General features: G+C 68.8%; 19 protein-coding genes and 1 tRNA gene. 9 read left to right on the top strand and 11 right to left on the bottom strand.

The genetic code is table 11. The annotated features are described in order from the left end of the window. Positions 1-35: 35 nt before the first annotated feature. The 5 genes from ACX80W_RS00950 to ACX80W_RS00930 all read right to left on the bottom strand — a co-directional run bounded on the left by ACX80W_RS00950 (position 36) and on the right by ACX80W_RS00930 (position 5,939). The gene (locus ACX80W_RS00950; protein ID WP_459280182.1) at positions 36-965 is read right to left on the bottom strand and encodes an ABC transporter permease; all 930 of its coding nucleotides are present in this window, start codon (positions 963-965) and stop codon (positions 36-38) included. Between the two features lie 8 nt (positions 966-973). Then, the gene (locus tag ACX80W_RS00945) at positions 974-1,978 is read right to left on the bottom strand and encodes an ABC transporter permease (RefSeq protein ID WP_459279584.1); all 1,005 of its coding nucleotides are present in this window, start codon (positions 1,976-1,978) and stop codon (positions 974-976) included. A gap of 91 nt (positions 1,979-2,069) precedes the next feature. Continuing rightward, positions 2,070-3,767, bottom strand: a complete 1,698-nt coding sequence (locus ACX80W_RS00940; RefSeq protein WP_459279582.1) for an ABC transporter substrate-binding protein — start codon at positions 3,765-3,767, stop codon at positions 2,070-2,072. A 138-nt stretch (positions 3,768-3,905) separates the two neighbouring features. Next, positions 3,906-4,697, bottom strand: coding sequence for a polysaccharide deacetylase family protein (locus ACX80W_RS00935; RefSeq protein WP_459279580.1), 792 nt, complete (start codon positions 4,695-4,697; stop codon positions 3,906-3,908). Positions 4,698-4,754: 57 nt separating this feature from the next. Next, a complete protein-coding gene (locus ACX80W_RS00930) occupies positions 4,755-5,939 on the bottom strand; it encodes a MarP family serine protease (protein ID WP_459279578.1) in 1,185 nt (394 codons plus the stop codon). Positions 5,940-6,161: 222 nt separating this feature from the next. Here ACX80W_RS00930 and ACX80W_RS00925 point away from each other — a divergent pair, with 222 nt between their 5' ends. Next, on the top strand, positions 6,162-6,839 hold the full coding sequence (locus ACX80W_RS00925) for a Crp/Fnr family transcriptional regulator (protein WP_120167713.1): 678 nt from the start codon (positions 6,162-6,164) through the stop codon (positions 6,837-6,839). A 54-nt stretch (positions 6,840-6,893) separates the two neighbouring features. Here the strand turns inward: ACX80W_RS00925 and ACX80W_RS00920 are convergent, their stop codons facing one another. The 3 genes from ACX80W_RS00920 to sp36 are packed head-to-tail and all read right to left on the bottom strand — an operon-like array spanning position 6,894 to position 8,453. Next, a complete protein-coding gene (locus ACX80W_RS00920; protein WP_459279576.1) occupies positions 6,894-7,808 on the bottom strand; it encodes an NUDIX hydrolase in 915 nt (304 codons plus the stop codon). A gap of 4 nt (positions 7,809-7,812) precedes the next feature. Next, on the bottom strand, positions 7,813-8,295 hold the full coding sequence (locus ACX80W_RS00915) for a RidA family protein (protein ID WP_459279574.1): 483 nt from the start codon (positions 8,293-8,295) through the stop codon (positions 7,813-7,815). Further along, entirely contained in the window at positions 8,292-8,453 is a 162-nt protein-coding gene (gene sp36 / locus ACX80W_RS00910) for a Sp36 family protein (protein ID WP_459279572.1), read from the bottom strand. The genes ACX80W_RS00915 and sp36 overlap by 4 nt, the downstream gene beginning before the upstream one ends. 37 nt (positions 8,454-8,490) lie before the next feature. Between sp36 and ACX80W_RS00905 the strand changes: the two genes are divergently transcribed. From ACX80W_RS00905 to ACX80W_RS00875, 7 genes are all read left to right on the top strand, one after another. Further along, complete coding sequence (locus tag ACX80W_RS00905; RefSeq protein ID WP_459279570.1) at positions 8,491-10,821, top strand: transglycosylase domain-containing protein; 2,331 nt, start codon at positions 8,491-8,493, stop codon at positions 10,819-10,821. Continuing rightward, positions 10,818-11,768, top strand: coding sequence for a metallophosphoesterase (locus ACX80W_RS00900; protein WP_459280180.1), 951 nt, complete (start codon positions 10,818-10,820; stop codon positions 11,766-11,768). The genes ACX80W_RS00905 and ACX80W_RS00900 overlap by 4 nt, the downstream gene beginning before the upstream one ends. 118 nt (positions 11,769-11,886) lie before the next feature. Then, a complete protein-coding gene (locus ACX80W_RS00895) occupies positions 11,887-13,698 on the top strand; it encodes an ABC transporter ATP-binding protein (protein ID WP_459279568.1) in 1,812 nt (603 codons plus the stop codon). 134 nt (positions 13,699-13,832) lie between these two features. Further along, positions 13,833-15,602, top strand: coding sequence for an ABC transporter ATP-binding protein (locus ACX80W_RS00890; protein WP_459280178.1), 1,770 nt, complete (start codon positions 13,833-13,835; stop codon positions 15,600-15,602). Between the two features lie 99 nt (positions 15,603-15,701). Beyond that, positions 15,702-15,775, top strand: a tRNA-Pro gene (locus tag ACX80W_RS00885). A gap of 326 nt (positions 15,776-16,101) precedes the next feature. After that, positions 16,102-17,343 (top strand): hypothetical protein, encoded by a 1,242-nt coding sequence (locus ACX80W_RS00880; RefSeq protein ID WP_459279566.1) that lies wholly within the window; start codon positions 16,102-16,104, stop codon positions 17,341-17,343. 198 nt (positions 17,344-17,541) lie between these two features. After that, positions 17,542-18,177, top strand: coding sequence for a hypothetical protein (locus tag ACX80W_RS00875; protein WP_459279564.1), 636 nt, complete (start codon positions 17,542-17,544; stop codon positions 18,175-18,177). Positions 18,178-18,216: 39 nt separating this feature from the next. Here the strand turns inward: ACX80W_RS00875 and ACX80W_RS00870 are convergent, their stop codons facing one another. The 3 genes from ACX80W_RS00870 to purD form a co-directional block, all read right to left on the bottom strand. Further along, positions 18,217-18,519, bottom strand: a complete 303-nt coding sequence (locus tag ACX80W_RS00870) for an EthD domain-containing protein (RefSeq protein WP_459279562.1) — start codon at positions 18,517-18,519, stop codon at positions 18,217-18,219. Positions 18,520-18,715: 196 nt separating this feature from the next. Further along, the gene (locus tag ACX80W_RS00865; protein WP_459279560.1) at positions 18,716-19,615 is read right to left on the bottom strand and encodes a phosphoribosylaminoimidazolesuccinocarboxamide synthase; all 900 of its coding nucleotides are present in this window, start codon (positions 19,613-19,615) and stop codon (positions 18,716-18,718) included. Continuing rightward, a complete protein-coding gene (purD, locus tag ACX80W_RS00860; RefSeq protein WP_459279558.1) occupies positions 19,612-20,910 on the bottom strand; it encodes a phosphoribosylamine--glycine ligase in 1,299 nt (432 codons plus the stop codon). Before purD ends, ACX80W_RS00865 begins: the two co-directional genes overlap by 4 nt. 104 nt (positions 20,911-21,014) lie before the next feature. Here purD and ACX80W_RS00855 point away from each other — a divergent pair, with 104 nt between their 5' ends. Further along, a complete protein-coding gene (locus tag ACX80W_RS00855; RefSeq protein WP_459279556.1) occupies positions 21,015-22,592 on the top strand; it encodes a molybdopterin-dependent oxidoreductase in 1,578 nt (525 codons plus the stop codon). Positions 22,593-22,607: the final 15 nt, after the last annotated feature.

Here is a 22,607-nt window from a genome sequence, read left to right as displayed (position 1 = left end):
ATTCGACGAGGCGGCGGGAGCAGGCTCCCGCCGGGCTACTTCTTCCGGGTCTTCGGGTCCATGGCCTCCCGGAGGGACTCGCCCAGGAGGGTGAAGCCGAGGGCGGTGATGGCGATGCACGCACCGGGCAGGAACGCCAGCTGCGGGGCGACACCAAGCTCCGCCTGGGCGTAGGTCAGCATGCGGCCCCATTCCGCGGTTTGCGGCAGTCCGCCGCCGAGGCCGAGGAAGGACAGCGCCGCGGCGTCAATCACCGCTGTGGCCAGGGTGAGGGTCGCCTGGACGATCACCGGGCCCATGCTGTTGGGCAGCAGGTGGCTCATGGTGATGGTTCCCCGGCTCAGCCCGAGGGTCTGCGCGGCCAGGATGTAGTCGGATCCGCGCTGCGACAGCATTGAGGAACGGAGCAGCCGCGCGAAGATCGGGATCTGGGAGACACCGATGGCGATCATGATCGCGTACGGGCTCTGGCCGAGGATGGCCGCGATGCTGACGGCGAGCAACAGGTGGGGAACCGACAGCAGGATGTCGACGAAGCGCATGATGACGCTGTCGACCCACCCGCCGAAGCCGCCGGCAAGGACGCCGAGGAGCATTCCGCCGGCGAGCCCCAGGGAGGTCGACACCACACCGATGAGCAGGGACGCCTGGGCGCCCCAGATCAGCTTGCTCAGCAGGTCCCCGCCGAACCGGTCAAGCCCGAGCGGGAAGCCGTCGATCTCGCCCGGCCCTGGGATGGTGGTGGGGGTGATTTCGGTGCGGCCGGGCAGCTCGTTGCCGCCGTAGGGGGCCAGGATCGGCGCGAGGAGCGCCACGAGCAGGAACAGACCGATGATGACGGCGCCGGTGATGGCCTGAGGGTTGCGCCGCAGGCGGAGGAACGCGTCTTTCCAGAAGCCCGTTCCACCTCCGGTTTCGATCGCGGGATCGGTTGGGGCTGCTGATCCGCCGACGGCGGGGGGCAAAATTGCACTCACTGCACACGCACTCTCGGGTCGATGATGCTGTAGGAAATGTCAACCAGGAGGTTGATGATCGCGTAGAGGATGGCGATGAAGATGATGAACCCCTGCAGGACCGGGTAGTCGAGGCCGAAGATGGCATCGCGCAGGAACCGTCCGATGCCATTGAATGCGAAGACCGTCTCGGTGAGCACGGCGCCCGAGATGAGCAGGCCCAGCTGCAGGCCGATCGTGGTGACCACCGGAAGCATGGCGTTGCGCAGGATGAAGCGGCCGCGGATGGTGCGCTCCATCAGGCCCTTGGCCCGGGCGGTGCGCACGTAGTCGGCGTTCTGCACCTCAAGCACCGAGGCCCGCGTGATGCGCACGATGATGGCCAGCGGGATGGTGCCCAGGGCCAGGCCGGGCAGGATCAGGTGCAGGAAGGCGTCCCAGGCGGCGTCCCACTCCCCGGTGAGCAGCCCGTCCAGGACGTAGAAGTCGGTGAAGTGGGTCGCGTTGATGCGCGGGTTCTGCCGGCCGTCGGGCGGCAGGATGGACCACTGGATGGCGAAGAGGTATTTGAAGATGAAGGCGAGGAAGAACACCGGCACGGTGATGCCGATCAGGCTCAGCACCACGGAGCTGTGGTCGATGAAGCGCCCGTAGTGGCGGGCCGCGGCGTACCCCAGGGGCACGCCGACGCCGATGGCGAAGATCAGGGCCACGATGGTGAGTTCGACGGTCGCCGGGAAGCGGGTCGCGAATTCCTCCAAAACGGGACGCCCGGTGTTGATGGAGACCCCGAAGTCGCCCTGCAGCAGCTTGCCCATGTAGGTGAAGTACTGGGTCAGGAGGGGCCGGTCGAACCCGTAGAGCTCGTTCACCCGGGCGACCGCCTCGGGGGTTGCCTTCTCGCCGAGCAGCGCCGTCGCCGGGCCCCCGGGAAGGCTTCGAACCCAGAGGAAAAGCAGGACCGACAGCCCGAACAACGTGGGGATGAGCAGGGCAATTCGCTTGCCTATGACGCGTAACACAGTGTCCTCTCGGGGGTGAAGCAGGATGTGCTCTCCAACACAGTGGAGCCGGACCTATCGTACGGGTCCGGCTCCACTGGACGTGCTGGTCTTACTTGCTGAGCTCGATTTCGCTGAAGACTTCGTCGTTGACCGGGCTGGCCGGGTAGGACGTGACGCGCTCGTTGAACGCCAGCGACGGCGCCGGGTGCGCCAGCGGGATGGCCGGGATGAACTCGGCGATCTGCTGGTTGATCTCCTCGTACGCCTTCGTCTGCTCCTCGCGGTCTGTCATGCCCCGCGCCTCGTTGAGGGCGGCGAACAGCTCGGGGTTGTCGAAGCCGAACTCGGGCTTCTGCTGGCCGAAGAAGACGCCGATGAAGTTGTCGGTGTCGTTGTAATCGCCGGTCCAGCCGAGCAGGTGCAGACCGTGGTCCTCGGTGCCCTGGACCTGGTCCAGGTAGTCGGGCGACCAGGCGGCCGGTGCCGGGGTGACGGTGATGCCGACGTCGGCAAGCTGCGCCTGCAGGTTGGTGAAGACCTGCTCCGGGGTCGGCATGTACGGACGCGAGACGTTCGTCGGGTAGTTGAACTGGAGCTCGAAACCGTCCGGGTAGCCGGCCTCGGCAAGGAGTTCCTTGGCCTTCTCGGGATCGAAGTCGTAGGTGGTGACGTCCTCGTTGTAGCCGTCGACGACCTCGGGGATGAACTGGCTCGCAACCTTGGTGCCCTCGGGAAGGGTCTGGCTGACCAGCGCCTCCTTGTCGATGGCGTGGGCGATGGCTTCGCGGACCAGCGGGTCGGCGAGCTGCTCCACCTTGTGGTTGAAGCCCAGGTACAGGATGGTGAACGGGTCGCGGGCCACGACGTTGTAGCCGGCTTCCTTCAGCGAATCCACATCGGCGGGGGCGACCAGGTCGTACCCGTCGATCGTCCCGGCCTCGAGGGCCTGGCGGCGGGCCTGCGGGTCGTCGATGATGCGGAAGATCGTCTCGGTGATCTGGCCCTTTTCGCCCCAGTAGTCCTCGAAGCTCGACAGCTCAAGCTGCTGCCCGACGTCCCAGGACTCGAACTTGAACGGGCCGGTGCCCACCGGGTTGCCCAGGGCGTACTCGCTGAGCTTCGGGGATTCCTCGGAACCGCCGATCTCGTCGGCCTTGAACTTCTCGAGGGCGGTCGGGCTCTGCATGGCGAACGCCGGCAGGGAGAGTGCCGGGACGAATCCGGCGAACGGCTTGGCCAGGTTGACGGTGACCTCGTTGTCGCCGTTGACCTCGCAGGATTCGTAGACGGCTTCGTCAGGCTGGTCCTTGAAGCCGCGGAACAGCGAGTTGTAGTAGTAGGAGACGGTCTCCGCCTGCTGGAGTCCGGTCCAGTTGAACCAGCGGTCGAAGTTGAAGCAGACGGCGTCGGCGTTGAAATCGGTTCCGTCGTGGAACTTCACGCCCTCCTTCAGCTGGAAGGTCGTCGACAGTCCGTCCTCGGCGGTTTCCCACGACTCGGCCAGCAGGGGCGCGGGATCCGCGGTGCCCTTCTCGACGCCCACGAGGCCCTCGAAGATCTGGCGGCTGACCCGGAAGGACTCGCCATCGCTGGCGAACGCCGGGTCGAGGGACTTCGGGTCCGAGGAGGCGGCGAAGACGAAGGTCGAATTGACCGAATCCCCCGTACCCTCCGCGCCGGCGCCCTCTTCGCGCTCGCTCTGGACGCAGCCGGTCATGAGCAGCGCGCCGATGGAAATTCCCGCGGTGAACGCAGCACGTTTCCTGGTGAGATGGTACCTGCGCACAGAAGTGTCGCGTGTAGACATTATGAGCTCCTGTTGAACGAGTGATTCTGGCCGGACAACCCTGCTATCCGCGGGACCGGAACGCTCCTGGGCGCTCTGTCCGTGTGACGAGCCTAACTTCTAACGCCGCCCGTTTGCGTATTTCCCGCATCCATCCGGTCACGATTTGGTCTCGCGGGGCCAAGTGCGGCCCTCCGGCGACCGGCGGCGTGCGTGCAGGCGCAGGCGCACCCAATGCCTCACCATGCGGGCTCCCACGTGCGCCGGGGTGTCCCTGGGGCTGACGTAGCAGCGCGGCAGGGTGAACCGGTCGCCCGGCTCGTAGTCGCCGGTGACGCACCCATGGTCGTAGCCTGCGGCCTGCACGGCATCCGCGGCGGCGTCGTCGAATTCGCCATACGGATAGCAGAAGCTGCGGATGTCGGTCTGCAGGAGGTCCTGCAAAATCTTCCGGCTGCCGCCGATTTCCGCGGCCAGCAGGTCGGCGCCGGCGCCCGCCAGGTGCGGATGGGTCAGGGTGTGGCTGCCGATCTCCTGCCCCGCGGCCGCGACCATCCGCAGCTGGTCGGCGTCCATCAGGGTGAGCCGGGGGCCGTCGTCCCACTCGTTGCTGCCTCCGATACGGCCGGCGACCGCGTACAGCGTGCTGGTCATCCCATGCCGCTGCAGCACCGGCAGGGCATGCTCCACATAGTCGCTGTAGCCGTCATCAAACGTGAGCCCCACGAGGCGGCCCGCCCTGCCCTGGTCCTGGGCCCGCAGCAGCTCCGACAGGGAAACCCCGCGCAGACCCAACCGCCGCAGCGACCGCAGGTGCCGGTCCAACCGGTCCGGGTGGACCCGCAACCGGTGCGGATCCGGTGAGTCCGACGCGCTGACGGAGTGGTACATGAACACCGGCGGCGTGCCGGTCCGGACCCGCCCGGCACGGGCGGCTGATCCGTTGGACATGGAGTGCCCCCTGGGCCGAAGGACGGGTCGTGCGCTGAAGCCTACCAGCGGGCCCGGTCAGCGGCGCGTGCACGCTCCGGAATCGACGGCGGCGGCGTAGCCGGGGGCGCGCTCGGCGATCGGACGCAGCTCGGCCAGGGACAGCGCGTAGCCGACGGGGGCCTCGGCCGTCGACTTGGCGAAGACCACTCCGGCCACCCGGCCGCTGAGGTCCAGCAGCGGTCCGCCCGAATTGCCCTGCTGGACGTTCGCGGCGAGGCTGTACACCTCGAGCAGCTGAGGGTCGGATCCGTAGATGTTCTGGACCATCACCGGGGAGAGGTTCTGCACGCTTGCCGGCTGGATCCGGTAGGGCCCGCCGGCCGGGTAGCCGGCGAAGGCCGCCGTCGTGCCCCGGGGCAGTTCCTCCCCCAGCGGCAGGGCCTCCCGGTCGAGGTCCTCCACGGCGAGGACGGCGATGTCGCGCGCCGCATCGAAGTGGACGACCCGTCCCGGCAGCGCCCCTCCGCCAAGGACCTGGACGACGGGCTCGCCGACTCCCGCCACGACATGCGCGTTGGTGATGATCCGGCCGGGCGCCACGATGAAGCCGGTGCCGGTCTGGTTCTGCCCGCACTGGAAGGCGGTGCCGGCGATGCGCACCACCGACGCGGCGGCCTGGGCGAGTTCCGGGGTGTCCACCGACTCGTCGGGCACCTCCGCTGTCAGCGGCGGCGCCACCGTGTCGAGGATCGTGGGAATGCCGTCGTCGACGGCGATGGTGCGCAGCTGCGCCAGCCAGGTCCGCACCGGCGCCGGGGTTGCGCCGTCAATGCCGCGGATGACCTGGGACGCGGCCAGATGCTGGGACAGGAAGGGTACCCCGAGCGTTCCCACGCTGAAGGCGAGCATCGACATCACCATCGCCGCCACCACGGTGTTGACCACGCCGCCGAGCAGCCGGTCGACCGTCCGCAGGGGCCGGGCCTTCAGCCAGCGCCGGATCGCGGAGCCCAGCCCGGCACCGAGCGCCTGGCCCACGACGACGAGGATGAGGGCGGTGGCGATGACGGCGGGGAGGCGCCAGCCGTTGTCCGGGACCGCCCCGCTGACCAGCGGGATGGCGAAGAAGGCGGCGACCGCCCCCGCAATGAACCCGACGATGCCCCCCAGGGTCACGAACAGCCCGTTGCGCAGCCCGGCAAGAAGGTACCCGAGCAGCACGATCAGCAATACGATGTCGAGGGCCGTGAAGTCCGGCATTTCCGCTCTCCCAGTGTGCTTCGTCCGGAAGCCGCGCACCTCCATCACTGAATCCCGATTCTATCGCCGGGACCGGCACGTCCGCGGCGCGGGTGTTGCGCGGACCGCTTAACACCCCCGGAATGGCGTGTATCGGCTGTCCCATAATGCCCGGGTACGGCAAGATGGGACGGTAGAAGCCACGCGGGACCGCCGCACCACCCAAACTCAACAGGAGAATCCATGGATATCGAGGTACTGCGCCGGGCGCCGCTCTTCGCTTCGCTGGGAGACGATGTCTTCGCCGCCCTCACTGATGAGTTGACCGAAGTTGACCTTTCGCGCGGATCATCGGTGTTCCGTGAGGGAGACCAGGGTGACCAGCTGTACTTCATCGTCTCGGGCAAGATCAAGCTCGGACGCACCGCGCAGGACGGCCGGGAGAACCTGCTGGCCATCCTCGGCCCGGGCGAACTCTTCGGCGAGATGGCGCTGTTCGACCCCAGCCCGCGCACCGCGACGGCCACGGCCGTGTCCGAGACCCGGCTGGCGGGGCTGAAGAACGAGAACCTCCGGGTGCTGCTCGAGACCCGCCCCGAGGTGTCCGCCCAGCTGCTCCAGGCGCTCGCCCGCCGACTGCGCCGCACCAACGAGTCCCTGGCCGACCTTGTCTTTTCGGATGTTCCGGGCCGTGTCGCGAAGGCCCTGCTCGATCTGGCCGACCGTTTCGGCAGGCCCGCGACCGACGGCGTGCTGGTGGCCCACGAGCTCACGCAGGAGGAGCTGGCCCAGCTGGTCGGCGCTTCACGTGAAACCGTCAATAAGGCCCTCGCGGAGTTCGTGCAGCGCGGCTGGCTGCGCCTCGAGGCCCGCGCCGTGGTCATCCTCGACATCCAGCGGCTGCGGCAGCGCAGCCGCTGACCCAGGCTCCACGCGCGGCCCGGTGGCGCGGCGCCGGGCCGCGCGTCTGTCCGCTTACCGGCCCCGCTGGGCCGAGCCGCCCTCGGTCAGCACCGGGCAGGCAACTTCGAGCATCAGGTCCCCGTCGCGCTCGGCGAGCCGGGGGTAGTAGAGCGTGATCGCCCGTTTGTGGGAAAGATAGGCGATGCAGCCGCGTGACGAGCCGATCTTCTCGAGGATCAGCTCCACTGCAGGCACGGTGAGCTCGCTCAGGGTCCGGCCCACGGTATTCGGGCGGCCCACCTCGTCGCCGAGCGCCGTGGTGTGGCGGCGCTCGATCTCCTGCGCGGCGCACCGCCAGTCCCCCCACAGTCCCTTGCCCTCCAGGAGGGTGGGCCGCTGGTTCACCGGCTGGGCCACCGCGAAATAGTGGGTGTCGAAGCGGCGGTGGGCAAAGTCCGGGGTCAACCAGTGCGCCAGGGGTTTGATGAGGTCGGACCGGACGGCGAGGCCGCGGCGGTTGAGGAACTCGGCGAAGGAGCAGTCCTGCTGCACGACCGACTCGCGCGCCTTCATCCATTCCCGGCCGCGGGGACGTTCCACCAGGCTCGTCGGATCGGGCCCGGCCAGCAGCACGCCGGTTTCCTCGAACAGTTCGCGGACGGCGGCCAACACGTGGCGCCGGGCCATGTGGTGGTCCTCAGCCCCCAGCGCCTTGGCCCACACCATGGGGCTGGGCCCGCACCAGTCGACCGGGTCGTCGTCGGATTCCTCGACGAGCCCGCCCGGGAAGCCGACGATGCCCAGCGGCGACTCGCCCGGGCGGCAGGAAAGGTAGGTCTGCGGTCCCGACGGGCTGTCGCGCAGCAGGACGACCGAGGACGCCGGGCGGGCCTTCAGTGGGGTGCGGGCACCGTGTTCCACCCAGCCCCGGGCTGCGCCGAGCTCCTCGGGGTGGAGTGGAAATGTACGGTTGCGTAGGCGGTCCACGGGATCAGACGAACTCCACGATGATCTCGACCTCGACCGGTGCATCAAGGGGAAGCACGGCGACGCCGACGGCGGAACGGGCATGGATGCCGGCATCCCCGAAAACCTCGCCCAGCAGGTTGGAGGCGCCGTTGATGACGGCCGGCTGGCCGGTGAAGGCCGGATCGGAGGCCACGAAGCCGACCACCTTGACGATCCTGGTCACCCGGTCCAAGTCCCCGATCTGCTCCTTCACCGCGGCAAGGGCGTTGACGGCGCAGGTGGCGGCCAGGGACTGGGCGGTCTCGGGGTCGACTGCGGCCCCGACCTTCCCGGCGGCCGGAAGCTTCCCGTCGATGAAGGGAAGCTGCCCGGAGGTGTACACGAAGGAGCCCGAAATCACCGCAGGCACATAGGTGGCCACCGGAGCGGCGACGGCGGGCAGGGTGATGCCCAGTTCGGCAAGCCGCGCCTCGACCGCCGAGGGTGCCGTCTCGGTGCCCGTCACGCCTGGCCCTTCTCGCGCTTGAGGTACGCCACGAGGCCGGTGCCGTCGGGCCCGGGAACCACCTGCACGAGCTCCCAGCCGTCCTCTCCCCACTGATCCAGGATCTGCTTGGTAGCGTGGATGATAAGCGGAATCGTGGAGTACTCCCATTTGGTCATGCCTCAAAGCCTAGCGCGTGCTTGTAAACTGCAGTACATGGCTGCTCGTACCTCTCCTCTCTTTGACACGGCAACCACCCTTGGGAAGATCGTTGCATTCCTCGGAATCAGCGGACTCAGCGGTGTGCTCGCCGCCGGATTGCTCGTGCCTGTCGCCGCCGCGGCCGGTGCCGGTGCGTCGGCCTCGATCCAGTTTTTCGAAGAACTTCCGGCGGAACTGGAGCGCGACGCGCTCGCCCAGCCGACCAAGATCCTCGCGGCGGACGATTCGCTGATCGCCACCCTGTACGAGGAGAACCGCCAGCCGGTCACGATCGACCAGGTCTCCCCCAACATGACCAACGCCCTGCTGGCGATCGAGGACAACCGCTTCTACGAGCACGGCGGTGTCGACCTCCAGGGCATCCTCGGTGCGGTCGCCAACAACATCAGCAGCGATACCACCCGCGGCGCCTCGACGCTCACCCAGCAGTTCGTGACGAACGTGCTGATCGACACCGCCCGCCAGAACGGCGGGGAGGCGGTCTTCAGCGGCAGCAAGACCATCGGAGACAAGCTGCGCGAGGCGAAGCTCGCGATCGCCGTCGAGAAGGAGCTCACCAAGGAGGAGATCCTCGAGGGCTACCTCAATATCGTGCCGTTCACCGGCACCACCTACGGCGTGCAGGCGGCGTCGAAGTACTTCTTCAACGTGGACGCCAAGGACCTGAACATCCCGCAGAGCGCGCTCCTGGCCGGCGTCGTCAACGGCACCACCTATTACAGCCCGGAGCTGAACCCGGAGCGGTCGCTTGAGCGGCGCAACCTCGTGCTCGGCGCGATGCTCAAGACCGGGAAGATCACCCAGGAAGAACACGACGCCGCCGTCGCGACCGACCTTGGCCTCACCATCACCCCGACGCTCAACGGCTGTGCGGGCGCCGCCCAGGCGCCGTACTTCTGCGACTACGTCACCCACCTGATCCTCAACGACCCGGCCTACGGCGAAACCCAGAAGGACCGCGAGAAGGTCCTCTACCGCTCCGGGCTCACGATCAAGACCACGCTGGATCCGCGGGTCCAGCAGGCCGCGCAGACCGCGGTCAACGAGACGGCCAACCCCGACACCACCGACGGCGCGGTCGGGCACTCCCTCGTCAGCGTCGACCCGAAGACCGGCGACATCGTCTCCATGGCCCAGAACACCCGGTACCGGCCGGGCGACGCGGCCGGCGATTCGGTCCTGAACTTCAATGTCGACCAGTACGCCGACGGGGATCCCGAGAAGAGCCTCGGCGGTATCGGCGGTTTCCAGCCGGGCTCGACCTACAAGCCCTTCACCGTCGCCGCATGGGTGGACGCCGGAAAGTCGCTGAACACGGTCCTGGACGGCAGCAAGAAGCGCTACCCGGAGAACGACCGGTGGCAGGCGAGCTGCCTTGAAGGAGGCGCCTACCGGGTACAGAGCGAGGACGGCATCAGCGGGTATTTCCCCCAGAACTATGGCGACACCAACTACGGTCCGGCCACCGTCCTGCGCGGCCTCGCGCAGTCGCTGAACACCATCACCATGGCCTCGGCCAAGCAGCTCGACCTCTGCCGCATCCAGGACATCGCCTTCAACATGGGCGTCCACAACGGCAAGAGCAAATCGGGTGAGCCCGAGCGCCTCACCGTGGCGCCCTCGGCCCTCATCGGCGGCGTCGAGGACGTCTCCCCCCTGTCGATGGTCACCGCCTTCGCCGGCTTCGGCGCCGAGGGCAGCGTGTGCGAGCCCCGCGCCCTCCGCGAGGTGACGGCCGCCGACGGCACGAGCTACCCGGTCCCCGCCTCCTCCTGCGAGCAGGTCATTCCCAAGGAAACCGCCCGCGGCGTGAACTACGCGACGCAGGAGGTCATGAAGTCCGGTTCGGGCTCGCAGCTCGAGTACGGCGGCATCCCGATGGCCGGCAAGACCGGCACCAACGACCAGCGCTCGCAGACCTGGTTCATGGGCTACAACTCCGGCCTGGCCACGGCGAGCTGGATCGGCAACTGGAAGGAGGGGAACACCTCGCTCAGCGGCCTGCAGATCGGCGGCCAGGTCTACCCCGAGATCGACGGTTCGCTGATCGCCGGGCCGTCCTGGGCCCGCTTCATGCAGCAGATCCCCGGCCTGTACGTCCCTGAGCCCTTCCAGAACCCGCCGGCCAACATCATCAACGGCCGCCAGAGCGTCCCGTTCTTCGGCAACGGCCAGAATGGCAATGGGCAGAACGGCGTTGGCCAGAACGGCCCCGGTGGGCTTCCCGGCCTCCCCGGTGGCATACTCGGTGGACCGGCCCAGCCCGGCAACAACGGAAACTCGGGCAACGGCAACAACGGCAACGGCGGCGAACAGGACGGCTGAACGTGGAATCATCGAGGACGCGCGGCGTAGGGACAGCGCTCGCATGGAGCACCGGGCTCACGGCACTTGCCGGGGCCGCGACCCTGGGCTACGCCTCGGTGATCGAAAGGACCCTCTTTTCGCTCCGTGAGGAGACGGTGCGGATCCTTCCCCCCGGCGCCCGGCCCCTGCGGGTCCTTCATCTTTCCGACATCCACATGGAGCCCCACCAGAAGTCGAAGCGGGACTGGCTGCAGGGCCTCGCCCGGCTTGAACCGGACCTGGTGGTCAACACCGGCGACAACCTCGGCCACCGCAAGGCGGTGGGCCCCCTGCTGGAGGCCCTCGGGCCGCTGCTGCGCTTCCCCGGGGTCTTCGTCCCGGGCTCGAACGATTACTACGAACCGACCCTGAAGAACCCGTTCCGGTACCTGTCCGGGCCCTCCTCGGCGCCGGTCCGCCCGCCCCGGGACCTGCCCTGGGCGGAGATGTTCACGGCCTTCGGCGGCGCCGGCTGGATCGACCTCACCAACCGGAGCCAGTCCATCGGGATGCGCGGCATGCGCCTCGACTTCACCGGTGTCGACGATCCCCACCTGGACCGCGACCGGTACGCCGGGTACCCGGCCGGCAGCAGCACCTCGGCCGAAGCCCCGCACGTGCGCATCGCCGTCGCCCACGCCCCCTACCAGCGGGTGCTCGACTACTTCACCGACGGCGGCGCCGAACTGATCCTCGCCGGCCACACCCACGGGGGCCAGGTGTGCGTTCCCGGCTACGGGGCGTTGGTGACCAACAGCGACCTTCCCACCTGGCGGGCCCGCGGGCTCACCGAGTGGGAACACCGGGGGCGCCGCGTCCCGTTGAACGTCTCGGCGGGCATCGGCACGTCCCGGTTCGCTCCGGTGCGTTTCGCCTGCCGTCCCGAGGCCGTCCTGCTCACCCTGACCACGCGGGATGCCGCCTAGGACATATGCCGCAGAGGACAAGTTCCCGGCCACCGTTCATTGAACGGAGAGCCTGTCCGCCGGACCGCTCCAGATGGGCCGCCCCGGCCCGCGCGTAACCGAGCACCGAAGAGGTGGAATGAAACCGGCACCGACGCTGCGCGAATCGATGAGGCGCCTGTACCCGCATGTGCGCCCCATCGCCCCGAGGTTGCTGCTGGGACTGCTGAGCGCCCTGGCCGCAAGCGTCCTGGCCCTGGCGATCCCCCAGGTGCTCCGCGTGCTCGTCAATGACTCCCTCACCCGCGGGGGGTCCGCCGCCAGCATCTGGTGGGCGGCCGGCCTGGTGCTGCTGCTCGGCGTCCTCGAGGCTGCACTGATCGCCCTGCGGCGCCAGTTCGTCATCGGCCCGGCCACCTCCGTCGAGACGGACATGCGGACCTCCTTCTACCGGCACCTGCAGGAACTCCCGGTGGAGTTCCACGACCGCTGGGGCAGCGGCCAACTGCTCTCCCGCGCCATGTCGGACCTGAACCTGATGCGCCGGTGGATGGCGTTCGGCCTCATCATGCTGTTGGTGACCTCGCTGACCGTGGGCATCGGCGTCGTCGTGATGTTCCTGACCAACTGGGTCCTGGCCCTGATCTTCCTCGCCGCCGCGGTGCCCATCATGGTCTACGGATTCCGCTTCCGCACCTCCTACAGCCGGGTTTCGAGGAAGAGCCAGGACCAGGCGGGCGACCTGGCCACTGCCGTCGAGGAGTCGGTGCACGGCATCCGCGTCCTGAAGGCCTTTGGGCGCAGCGGTGAGGCCCTCGATGCGTTCAACGAGCAGGCGGAGCAGCTGCGCCGCACCGAGATCGTGAAGGCGAAGTCGCTCGCCAACTTCACCCTCGTCATCACCCTGCTGCCCGAGCTGGCACTCGGCGCCTCCCTGGTTGTCGGCGTCCTGCTGGCCTCCTCCGGCCAGGTGAGCATCGGCGCCCTCGTCGCGTTCTTCGCCACCGCCGCCGTCGTCGCGGGTCCGGTGGAGTTCATCGGGCCACTGCTGGCCATGACCTTCACCGCCAAGACCGCCATCGACCGCCACTACGAGGTCATGGAGACGCAGAATCCGATCACCTCCCCCGCATCCCCGGCGCAGCCCGGCGAGCCGCGTGGGGACCTGGCCTTCGAGGACGTGAGCTTCCGGTATCCGGACGCCCAGGACGGCGCCGGAGACCTCCTGCCCGGGGTGGACCTGGTGCTGCGGGCCGGCGAAACGATGGCCCTCGTGGGCGTCACCGGCAGCGGCAAGACCACCCTGGTGCAGCTGGTTCCGCGCCTCTACGACGTGACCGGGGGGCGCATCACCCTGGACGGCACCGACGTGCGCGACTTCGACCTTGCCGACCTGCGCACCCTGGTGGCGGTCGCCTTCGAGGACACCACACTGTTTTCAAGCTCGGTCCGCGACAACGTGCTGATGGGCGCCCGCCCCGCCGGGGAGGCCGACGCCGAGGCGCTGCTGGCCGAGGCGCTCGAGGTGGCCCAGGCTCAGTTCGTCTTCTCCCTCCCGCGCGGCGTCGACACGCTCATCGGAGAGGAGGGGCTGAGCCTCTCGGGCGGCCAGCGCCAGCGCCTCGCCCTCGCCCGGGCGATCGCCGCCAAGCCCCGCGTACTGGTGCTCGATGATCCCCTTTCCGCCCTCGACGTGCGCACCGAGGAACTCGTCGAGGAGCGGCTCCGGGAGGTGCTGCGCGGCACCACGACGCTCGTCGTCGCCCACCGGCCCTCGACCGTCGCCCTGGCCGACCGGGTGGCGCTGCTGCAGGACGGGCGGATCACCGACGTCGGCACCCACATCGAACTGCTCTCCCGCAACGACCACTACCGCTACGTCATCGCGAGCCTGACGGAGGAACCCGTGGACCTCGACAGCGGGTACGACGACGAGGAGGCGATCGCGTGACGAAGGCGGCAGGGCGGCCGGACCGGAAATCCGCGCCCGCGGCATCGCCCGGGGCCACCTCCGCGGGTGCCACCTCCGCGGGCGCCCCCTCCGCGGGCGCCCCCTCGGCCGGCGTCAGCAACGAGGACGAGGTCCTGCTGGACCGGGAGCAGAACCGGTCGGTGCGGGCCCGCTCCTTCCGCCTGCTCGGGGCGCTGATCCGGCCCAACCGCAGGCAGTTCGCCTGGACCATCTCCCTGGTCATCATCTCCCAGGCCGCCCGGGTGGCCGGTCCCGCGATCATCGCGTTCGGCATCGACTCCGCACTGCCCGCCCTGCTCGCCGGGAGCCCGGTGCAGCTGGTGCTGGCCGGGGGCGCCTACCTTGCCGCCGCCGTCCTGGGCGCCGTCCTCACCGCCGGCTACGTGCGGGCGACGGCGCGGCTGAGCCAGGCCATGCTGCTCGACCTGCGCCTGTGGGTGTTCCGGCACACCCAGCGGCTGAGCCTCGAGTTCCACGAGAAGTACACCTCGGGCCGGATCATCTCCCGGCAGACCTCGGACCTGGAGGCGCTGCGGGAACTCCTCGATTCGGGCATCAGCTCCCTGGCCTCCGGCGTGATGTTCATGCTCTTCACGGCCGTCACCATCTTCGCCCTCGACTGGCGGACCGGCCTGATCATCCTCGCCGCAGGGGTCCCCATGGTCCTGCTGGCCCGGTGGTACCAGAAGCACTCGCAGATCGCCTTCCGGTCCTCGCGGGTGGTCTCCGCGAAACTCATCGTGCACTTCATCGAGACGATGACCGGGATCCGCGCGGTGAAGGCCTTCCGTCGGGAGCCTGCCAACGCCGCCCGCTACGACGAGCTTGCCGAGGACTACCGCACGGCCACCATCCGCTCGATCAACCTCAACGGCATCTTCCAGCCCGGCCTTGTGCTGATCGGCAACATCACCGTGGCCGTGGTGCTCGCCGCCGGTGGCTTCCGGGTCCTCGAGGGGTCGCTGGAGGTGGGGGCCCTGCTGGCCCTGCTGCTCTACAGCAAGCGCTTCTTCCAGCCGGTCGACCAGATGGCCCTGTTCTACAACTCCTTCCAGTCCGCGTCGGCGGCGCTGGAGAAGGTTTCGGGGCTGCTCGAGGAGGTTCCCACGGTCCGCCCGCCCCGGAATCCGGTGGCGCTGCCGGAGGCCCGGGGAACCGTCGAGTTCCGGGACGTCGAGTTCGGCTACGCGGACGGCCCGCGGGTCATCCCCTCCCTGAACCTGGCCATCCCGGCGGGCCAGACGGTGGCCCTGGTGGGGCAGACCGGTGCCGGCAAATCCACCCTCGCCAAGCTGATCGCCCGCTTCTACGACGTCTCGGCCGGGAGCATCACCCTGGACGGGGTGGACCTGCGCGAGGTTGATGCGAAGGACCTGAGGCGCTCGGTGGTCATGGTGACCCAGGAGGCGTTCCTGTTCAGCGGCTCGGTCGCCGACAATATTGCCCTCGGCCGGCCCGATGCGTCCCGGGAGGAGATCGAGGCGGCCGCCCAAGCCGTGGGCGCCGATGCGTTCATCCGTGAGCTGCCGGAGGGCTACGACACCGATGTCAACAAGCGCGGGGGCCGGGTGTCCTCCGGGCAGCGGCAGCTCATCAGCTTCGCCCGCGCGTTCCTGGCCGACCCGGCGGTGCTGATCCTCGATGAGGCAACCTCGTCCCTCGACATACCCAGCGAGCGGCTCGTGCAGGAGGGCCTCCAGCGGCTGCTGGGGCAGCGCACGGCCCTGATCATCGCCCACCGGCTCTCCACCGTGGCCATCGCCGACCGGGTGCTGGTGGTGCACGACGGCGAGGTGGTGGAGGACGGAAAACCGGCGGACCTGATCGGCGGAACCGGCCGGTTCGCGGCTCTGCACGCGGCCTGGAAGGACTCCCTGGTGTAGGAACTCCGGCCGTGCCGGCCGGGTTTCGCCTCCCGGGCCTTCACGGGGTATTCTTGAAAAGTTGGTTTTGCCGCAGATCCTGCGGTGGGAACAATGCACCGGGGTGTGGCGCAGCTTGGTAGCGCGCGTCGTTCGGGACGACGAGGCCGCAGGTTCAAATCCTGTCACCCCGACTACAAAAGTTCGTGCGAGGGATCGGGCGCAACCACGAACTCCAGGATGAATCACAGGAGGGGCACCGGGATTCCTCGGTGCCCCTCCTGCTGTTATCCGCAAATGGGGACAGCCCCTCCTCCCCAAGCCTCCCCACCCCTTGACACCTCAGCAGAACCCCAATGCGGCTGGCCCGGCAGGAGACTGCAGCCTTGAACACCACGCTTGGCTCTTTCCACGCTGCCTCGCTGCCACGGTTGAAGATTCGCCCTCTCGTGTCGTCCCTCAGCCACGGCATTTCAGGCTTACTGTCGATGGGAGCCAATAAGACCAAGGAAGTGAATCAGTGCTGAAATGGAAGCGACGACTTCGGACGGAAATGTTCAGGACCTGGTCGCGAACGAAGCGGTACCGGTGGGTTATCCTGAGCACCATTCTCGCCGCAGTGGGCGTGGTCTCAATATTCGTCCGGATACATCCAGCCTTGACGATAGCGTTGGCCTTGGTATCGGTCCTCCTGGTGTACCTCGAATTCTTCAATAAGAAACGCGATCTCAATTCGACGGAGTTCACGCCGAGGTCTGCGGACAGTTTCTCTGACGTTGCACACAGGATCGACTCCGACCCCCGATTCAGGATCTACAAGTATCCCAACGGCACCTTGGTTCATGACGTCAACTTCAGCGACGCTATTCGCCGGGGCGACGTCCGCGCCCACTTGGCAGATACGGAGTACTCTCTGCCGCCGGAGATTCGGGCGGTCGGGGAGTTGTACCGTGAAAGAGAGGTGGACAGGAACAAGAGCCTCTTCGACGATCCCATGCTCGGGTGGGATACGAATATCCAGGGCGCCCCCGGCAACTCACTTCCTGCCCTCGTCACAATGACTCCGGGCACTTACTTCCAGCACATCGCCTCTGATGGTCTCGCTACTGTCGACGTGCGCCAGCAACGTCACCCAAGAACGGATCTGGGCCGAAGCCTGTTTATCGACAAGCACGGCCGACTCCGTGATCTGGGCTCGTCCTGGCTATTCAACGGCATCGGGACCTCAGTCCTCGCCTTTTCAAGTGATGCCAAACTGCTGATCGTTCGGCAGTCTGCTCGTAACGCAAACAGTCCAGGCTTGCTCGCTCCAAGCGGTTCAGGATCGCTGGAACCAAAAGATTTCATGGGTACATCGCCTATCCCGCTGAGTCAGCTCGCAGCGAACGGAGCGAACCGGGAGCTGTTTGAGGAAGGCTCAGTAGCACCGCATGAGGTGATCCAAAGCTCCTTCCTGGGGTTCGGGCGTTGGCTGGAGAAAGCCGCCCGCCCCGAGCTTTTCACGCTTTCTTTCCTCTCAGTCCATTCGGACGAACTGCAGCGTCGGGGGATTACTAGTGCGGAGAAATCCTTCGTGACCGGTCGGGAAACTGAGAGGCTGGTTGGAGGGCCCGAGGTGTGGGACGCGCGCAAACCCGAGACCATGCTTCCTTCCAATGTGCGCGGCGCGGTCTCCGTGCCTCTCGCTGCCGGCCTATCCCTTCTGGCGGACCTGGCTCGGGATTCCGACAGTCCGTTCATGGAGCACTTCGGCGGTACCTAAGGGTGGGGCGGGGTGTTGGGCTGTCCGCGGTGAACGTGCCCGGTGTGGTGCCGCTGACGCCCACACAGCGCAGCGTCCTTCCTGGTGGACAGGTCCCGGCCGGAAATCGGGAATCGGTGTGTTGCGCATGGATTGGCCGGAGAATGCGGTTGGATTAAAGGCAAGCAAACCCCCAGCGCCGGAAGAGGCACCCGAACTATGCACAACGCGGCGCAGGTCGTTTCACGGTTCGGCCCCGTCCTGGACCGGGTGGCCGGGCTCATCGACGCCGCCGCACGGAAGGCCGTCGTGCACTTCCTGAGCGAGTACCAACCCGAGGAGTTCGCCCGCCGCGAGATCTACCGGCACGCCACCCGCGATCGGGTGTGGAACCTGCTGCTGGGCAACCCCGTCTTCGCGGACACCGGCGTCACCGCGGTGCCCAGCAACAAGGGCGGCTACCTGTCCGCCGAAGGCATCGGCAGGATTCACATCCTCACCCGCCCGCCGGGCGTCACCCTGCTTCCGGGCACCGACCCGGAGCAGCAGGCGCTCTTCGACCTCCCCGACGCCGGGGACGGCTTCCTGCCCTCCCCCGCCCTCTGGAGTGTCCGGGCCCTGCAGACGGCGATCTACTGGGACCCCACCACCACCGGATCCCTGCGCCGGGCGACCCTGAGCGTGGGCTACGACCTGGCGAAGATCGACGCCGTCGTGCTCTCCGAGGCCCTCCTGACGCCCCGCAGTCCCGGAGCGCCGGGCCCCCGCCTGCCAAGCCACACCGAAATCCCCCTCGAGGGCTTCGACGAACTCCTCACGGCCGGCCGGCCGGGCTCGCCGGAACAGGACGGCTGACGGCCGGCGCCCCGTACCCCGGACCGGGTCGGCGCAGCCCTACTGCTCGACCTGGGAGAACAGCCCGGTGAAGGTGCCACCCATGCCGCCCAGCTTCTGGAAGAACTGCCCGGCCTGCGGCACGCTGACGGCCTGCGAGGCCGCGTCGTAGCTTTCGAAGTAGAAATCGAAGGTGCGGTAGGCGGGCGTCGGCGTCCCGTCCTCCTTCGGCCACACCTTGGCGGACTCGAGGCGGAGCTGGCCGGGCAGTGACTGCGCGATCGTCAGCAGCTCTGGAAATTCGCGTTCAAAGGCCTCGGGGTCGGCCGGGTTGTCGATGATGACGGTGATCTTCGTCTGCATTCGGAACTCCTCCTCGGAACGGGCTGCTTCGGGGTCCGGCCGGCGCTGCGGCCGCCATCCAATGTCGGAGCCAGGGCCGGCTGCGAAATTGTGAGGGAAGTCTAACGCCGGCCCCGCGGCGCTCCACGGGATCGGTCGAAAGTGTCGGTTTCATGACGGACACCGCCGCCGAACCCCCGGGGCGCGGGGCGGAGCCTCAGGCGAAGGCGCGTCCGGTCAGCCGCTCGTAGGCCTCGATGTAGCGCCCGCGGGTCCGTTCCACGACGTCGGCGGGCAGGGCCGGCGGCGCCGACGCCCGGTCCCAGCCGGAAGCGTCGGAGGTGAGCCAGTCGCGCACGAACTGCTTGTCGAAGGAGGGCTGCGCACGCCCCGGGGAGTACTGCGAGGCGTCCCAGAACCGTGAGGAGTCGGGGGTCAGCACCTCGTCGCCGAGCGTGATGCGCCCGGCGAGCGGGTCGAGGCCGAATTCCACCTTGGTGTCTGCGAGGATGATCCCGCGCTCCCGGGCGATCGCCTCGGCCCGGGAGTAGATGTCGAGGGTCAGGGAGCGCAGCTGCGCCGCGGCGTCGTCGCCCACTGTCATGACGACGGCGTCATAGGTGATGTTCTCGTCGTGCTCGCCCACCTCGGCCTTGGCCGACGGCGTGAACAGCAGCGGTTCGAGCCGGGACCCGTCCTGGAGCCCGGCCGGCAGCGGCAGCGAGCAGACGGTGCCGGAGGCGCGGTATTCGGCCAGGCCGCTGCCGGTCAGGTAGCCGCGGGCGATGCACTCGATCGGGTACATCTCCAGGCGCCGGCAGATCATGGCGCGGCCGGCGACGGCGGCCGGGACCCCGCCGGCCTCGTCGGCGGCCAGCACGTGGTTCGGGACCCCGGTGAGGCGTTCGAACCACCACAGGCTCAGCTGGGTGAGGACCCGGCCCTTGTCGGGGATCTCCGTGGCGAGCACATGGTCGAAGGCGCTGATGCGGTCGCTGGCCACGACGAGGACCTGGTCCGGGTCGCCGTCCTCCGGCTCGTACAGGTCTCGGACCTTCCCCGAGTACACGTGCCTCCACCCGGGCAGCTCGGGGTGCGGAGGGGCGAAAACGCTCACCGGCCCGCCGCCGACGCGGCGACCGGCGCCACCTGGATCTCCCCGCGGGCGGCCTTCAGGCCGATGTCGGTGCGGAACTGCCCGCCCTCGAGTTCAAGCTGGGCCAGGGTCTCGTACGCCTTGCCCCGGGCGCCGTCGAGGTCGTCGCCGAGCCCCACGACCGCGAGCACGCGGCCCCCGGAGCTGACGACCTTCCCGTCCTTCTCCGCCGTGCCCGCATGGAGCACGTGCACATCGTCGGACTTCGCGGCCTTCTTCAGGCCGCGGATCCGCCCGCCGGTCCGGGGCTGGTCGGGGTAGTTCTCGGCGGCGAGCACCACCGCCACCGCGGTCCGCGGGGACCAGTGGAGGCTGCCGAGGCGGTCCAGGCCGCCCTTCGCCGCCGCCAGCAGCACCCCGCCGAGGGGAGTCCGCAGGCGGGCCAGCACGGCCTGGGTCTCGGGGTCGCCGAAGCGGGCGTTGAATTCGATGACGCGCATCCCGCGCGAGGTCAGGGCCAGCCCGCAGTACAGCACGCCCACGAACGGCGTCCCGCGGTTGGCCATCTCGTCGACGACCGGCTGGGCCACGCGCGTGATCACCTCGTCGACCAGTCCGGCCGGCGCCCAGTCCAGCGGCGAGTAGGCGCCCATCCCGCCGGTGTTCGGGCCCTCGTCGCCGTCGTGGATCCGCTTGAAGTCCTGGGCCGGGGCCAGCGGAACCACGCTGCACCCGTCCGAGAGCACGAAGAGGGACACCTCGGGGCCATCGAGGAATTCCTCGATGACCACGCTGCCCCCGGCGTCGAAGCAGCTCTGGGCGTGGGCCAGCGCCTCGGCGCGGTCGGAGGTCACCACGACCCCCTTGCCTGCCGCCAGGCCGTCGTCCTTCACCACGTACGGTGCGCCGAAAGTATCGAGGGCCTCCTCGGCAGCCGCGGCGGTCGAGGCGACCCGGGCCATGGCCGTCGGGACACCGGCCGCCGCCATGACCTGCTTGGCGAAGGCCTTGGAGGCCTCGAGCTGCGCGGCCTCGCGGGAGGGGCCGAAGACCGGGATCCCGGCCTCGGTGAGCGCGTTGGCCACGCCGGCGGCCAGGGGCGCCTCGGGGCCGATCACCACGAGGTCCGAACCGAGCCGCTGCGCCAGCTGCGTCACCTCCGCCGGATCGTTCGCGTTGATGCTGTGCGTGGGAACCACCGCGGCGATGCCGGCGTTGCCCGGGGCCGCATGGACCTCCCGGACGAACGGATCGGCGAGCAGTGCACGGACGATGGCGTGTTCGCGGCCACCGGGGCCAATCACAAGAACCTTCACAGTAGATCAGCGTACTGGGTGCGCCCCGCCCCACGAAGCCCGCTCCCCCTGTGACGGCCCTGCCGGCCACCCATACCTTGCACCGGCATCTCCGAATACCGGGTATGGACATTCCTAGGAAAGGCGCCCGCTCAACGACACTGCCCGCAGCACTGGCGGGGATCGTCGCGGCGGCGCTGCTCCTCGGGGTGGCCGAACTCACGGCGGCGTTCTTCACCGCACGCGCCACCCCGGTCATCGCCCTCGGCTCGACCTTCATCGACTTCACCCCCGCGTGGCTGAAGGACTTCGCCATCGCCACCTTCGGCACCAAGGACAAGACGGCCCTGTTCGTCGGCATGGGCCTGGCCATCACCGCCCTCGCCGCGGCCCTCGGCGTCACGGCCTTCCACCGGTGGGTGCTTGGCGCCCTGGGCGTCACCGCTGCTGGCCTGATCATCGTGGCCTGCGTCCTCTCCCGGGCCGGCGCCTCAGCCTACGATGCCCTCCCCTCACTGATCGGCACCGCCGCCGGACTGCTGGCCCTTCGGCTGATGATGAGCCGGCTGCACGCCGCCCGGCCGGCGGCCCCCGATCCGTCCGCCGCTTCGGCGGGCCGGGCCGTGCCCGCCGGGTCCTCGCGCCGTTCGTTCTTCGCCACCGCCGGAGTGACCGCCATGGCGGCGGTCGCCGCCGCGGCGGGCGGGCGGGCACTGGCCGGCGTACGCAACCGGGTCGAAGCGGTCCGGCGCAGCCTCCGGCTGCCGGCCCCCGCCAGCGCCGCTCCGGCCCTGCCCGCCGGGCTGCAGGCCCCGGTGGACGGCATCACCCCGTGGATCACCCCCAACCCCGACTTCTACCGCATCGACACCGCGCTCAGCGTGCCCCAGCTCGACATCGACGCCTGGGAGTTGAGGGTCCACGGCATGGTCGAGGAGGAATTCACCCTTTCCTTTCAGGACCTCCTCGCAGAAGACCTCATCGAGCGGCACATCACCCTGACGTGCGTCTCCAACCCGGTCGGCGGCAACCTCGTGGGCAACGCCAAGTGGCTGGGCTATCCGCTGCGGGAGCTGCTGCGGCGGGCCCGGCCGCTGGCGGGCGCGGACATGGTCCTGAGCACGAGCAGCGACGGTTTCAGCGCCTCCACGCCGCTGCCCGTGCTCCAGGACGGGCGCGACGCGATGCTGGCGGTCGCCATGAACGGGGAGCCACTGCCCCTCGAGCATGGCTACCCGGTGCGCATGGTGGTTCCCGGGCTGTACGGCTACGTTTCCGCCACCAAGTGGATCGTCGATCTGGAGGTCACCCGCTTCGCCGACCGGACCGCCTACTGGACCGACCGCGGCTGGTCCGAGAAGGGCCCGATCAAGACCATGGCCCGGGTCGAGGTGCCCCGGTCCTTCGGGAAGGTCGCGGCGGGAACGGTCCGGATCGGCGGCACGGCCTGGTCGCAGACCCGCGGAATCACGCGGGTCGAGGTGTCGGTCGACGACGGCGCCTGGGAGGAAGCAACCCTCGCCGCGGAGGCCTCGGTCGACACCTGGCGCCAGTGGTGGCACGAGATCCGCGTGGAGCCGGGCTCCCACACGCTGCGGGCCCGCGCCACCGACCCCGTGGACGGCCCGCAGACCGAGAAACGCGCCGACCCGGTCCCCAACGGCGCCTCGGGCTGGCAGTCCGTCCAGTTCACGGCCGGCTGACCCCTGCGGCCCCTG

The organism is Arthrobacter melezitosi, assembly GCF_054511055.1.
This window is presented reverse-complemented; position numbering and strand designations above follow the sequence as displayed.

What these genes read in the sequence shown, in the direction of transcription:
- ACX80W_RS00940 (WP_459279582.1), bottom strand. Translation starts at nt 3,767, where the DNA reads ATGTCTACACGCGACACTTCTGTGCGCAGGTACCATCTCACCAGGAAA.
- ACX80W_RS00935 (WP_459279580.1), bottom strand. Translation starts at nt 4,697, where the DNA reads ATGTCCAACGGATCAGCCGCCCGTGCCGGGCGGGTCCGGACCGGCACG.
- ACX80W_RS00930 (WP_459279578.1), bottom strand. Translation starts at nt 5,939, where the DNA reads ATGCCGGACTTCACGGCCCTCGACATCGTATTGCTGATCGTGCTGCTC.
- ACX80W_RS00925 (WP_120167713.1), top strand. Translation starts at nt 6,162, where the DNA reads ATGGATATCGAGGTACTGCGCCGGGCGCCGCTCTTCGCTTCGCTGGGA.
- sp36 (WP_459279572.1), bottom strand. Translation starts at nt 8,453, where the DNA reads ATGACCAAATGGGAGTACTCCACGATTCCGCTTATCATCCACGCTACC.
- ACX80W_RS00905 (WP_459279570.1), top strand. Translation starts at nt 8,491, where the DNA reads ATGGCTGCTCGTACCTCTCCTCTCTTTGACACGGCAACCACCCTTGGG.
- ACX80W_RS00895 (WP_459279568.1), top strand. Translation starts at nt 11,887, where the DNA reads ATGAAACCGGCACCGACGCTGCGCGAATCGATGAGGCGCCTGTACCCG.
- ACX80W_RS00875 (WP_459279564.1), top strand. Translation starts at nt 17,542, where the DNA reads ATGCACAACGCGGCGCAGGTCGTTTCACGGTTCGGCCCCGTCCTGGAC.
- ACX80W_RS00870 (WP_459279562.1), bottom strand. Translation starts at nt 18,519, where the DNA reads ATGCAGACGAAGATCACCGTCATCATCGACAACCCGGCCGACCCCGAG.
- ACX80W_RS00855 (WP_459279556.1), top strand. Translation starts at nt 21,015, where the DNA reads ATGGACATTCCTAGGAAAGGCGCCCGCTCAACGACACTGCCCGCAGCA.